Origin of the sequence: Actinokineospora sp., assembly GCF_050699995.1 — a bacterium.
Lineage (GTDB): Bacteria > Actinomycetota > Actinomycetes > Mycobacteriales > Pseudonocardiaceae > Actinokineospora.
Genome location: NZ_JBOHGC010000399.1, coordinates 1 through 1,810 on the forward strand (window position 1 = coordinate 1; position 1,810 = coordinate 1,810).

Consider the following 1,810-nt stretch of genomic DNA (forward strand, 5'->3'; position numbering starts at 1 on the left):
TGGTGGGCGGAGAACTCCATGTAAGGGACCCGGCGGCTTGGGAGGGATCCACCACTTCGTCGTGGTCCCAGGGTTGCATGAGCATCCCGGCTGGTCCGGGGGCGGCGTTGAGAACAACTCTGAGGGAGGCGTCTTGATGTTGAGCGCGTCTGGCCTCGTCTCTTTGATTGCCGTTCCTGGCCTGGCCACGGATGCCCCGGATGAGGGAAGTGGCTCGGCGCCAGTTGAGGCCGGAGCCGGTTGCAGCACATGAGTGGGAGCCGTCGTCAGGACGCTCAGTCCACCTTGGGACCGTGGCCGTGATGAGAAACCGCCCCCCCGACATGACCGCCGCCGGACTGTCGAGACAGAGAGGAGCGAGCATGCAGGATGACCGACGACTGGTCGGCATCGATCTGGGGATCACGAGCCCGCACACGGTTCGTGTGCTGCGGGCCGACGGCAGCGAGGTGTGCCGGCGCAAGGCCGTGCCGACGACGGAGAGCCTGGTCGAAATCGAGCGGGCGGCTCTGGCCGGGGCAGCTCCGGGCACGCGACTGGAGGTGGTGATCGAACCGACCGGGCCGGCGTGGCTGCCGATCGCGGTGTTCTTCATCGCTCGTGGGCATCTGGTGTTCCGGGTGTCGTCGGCAAAGGCGGCGGACCTGCGCCGGTTCTTGTCCCGCCATGCCAAATCGAACGGGATCGACGCCGAGACCCTCGCCCGCCTGCCGCTGGTGGACCCGGGCGGGCTGGTGCCGTTGGAGCTGCCCGGCCCCGAGGCGGCGGCGCTGGATCGCCGGGTGCGGGCCGCGGACCGCCTCACCCGCGCCGCCGCCCAGCACAAGGTCCGCATCAAGGACCTGGTCCGCCAGCTGATGCCGGTCTCCCCGCTCGTGGGCGAGCTCGGCGTCTCGGACCTGGCCGTGCTCGAGCGTTTCGGTGGTGACCCCCGCGAACTGATCCGTTTCGGGAAGACTCGGCTCGCCAAGCTCATCGCCAAGGCGTCCCACGGGGCCCTCGGAGCCGATCGGGCGGAGCGGTGGCTCATGGCCGCCGAAGCCGCTGTCGACCTCTACCGCGACCACCCGGCCGTGGCGTTCACCGACCTGGCCGACGAAGTCCGCACCGAAGTCCGGTTGCTGCGCGCCACCCAGGCCGAGCTCGCCCGCCACGCCACCGAACGCGCAGCCGTCTACCACTGGGTCGACCCGCTCGCCCTGGCCCGCAGTCTCCCCGGTGTGGCCGAGATCGGGGCCCCAGCGCTGGTCGCCTGCATGGGCAACCCCCACCGCTTCGCCAACGGCGCCAAGTTCCGGTCTTTCACCGGCCTGACACCCAGGGCGTCGGAGACCGGTGACACCGACCGCAAGGGCCAGCCCATGTCCAAAGCCGGGAACCGCTTGTTGCGGACCACTCTCGTGCGAGCGGCCGACAACGCCCGAAGGGTCGACCCCCAACTTGCCCGCATCTACTACATCCAGATGGTCGAACGCGGCAAGGACCACCTCGGCGCCTCGTGCGTCGTCGCTGCCCACCTCGCCGAACGGGCCTGGGCGACCCTCGACCGAGGCATGCCCTACGTGATCTGCGACAGCGACGGCACCCCCGTCGAACCCGACCAAGCCAAGAAGATCATCGCCGAGCACTGGACCGTCCCCGAAGAGGTCCGCCGCCGCCGACGCAGCAAGAAGAAGGGGAAGGCCCCTCAACAAGTCCACGCGGGACATGTACGGCCCGGCCCACAAAGGGCGGCTACGAGGCGACCTTCCCCGACCCCATCGTCGTCCCGTCGGGCCAGAAGCGTCAAACAACCAACGGCCACCTGACC

Annotated in this window: 1 protein-coding gene; it reads left to right on the forward strand. The window is 69.4% G+C overall.

What is annotated here, in order from left to right; genetic code table 11:
* Window positions 1-362: 362 nt before the first annotated feature.
* The gene (locus ACRDSQ_RS19975; protein WP_431423150.1) at window positions 363-1,808 is read left to right on the forward strand and encodes an IS110 family transposase; all 1,446 of its coding nucleotides are present in this window, start codon (window positions 363-365) and stop codon (window positions 1,806-1,808) included.
* Window positions 1,809-1,810 lie beyond the last annotated feature (2 nt).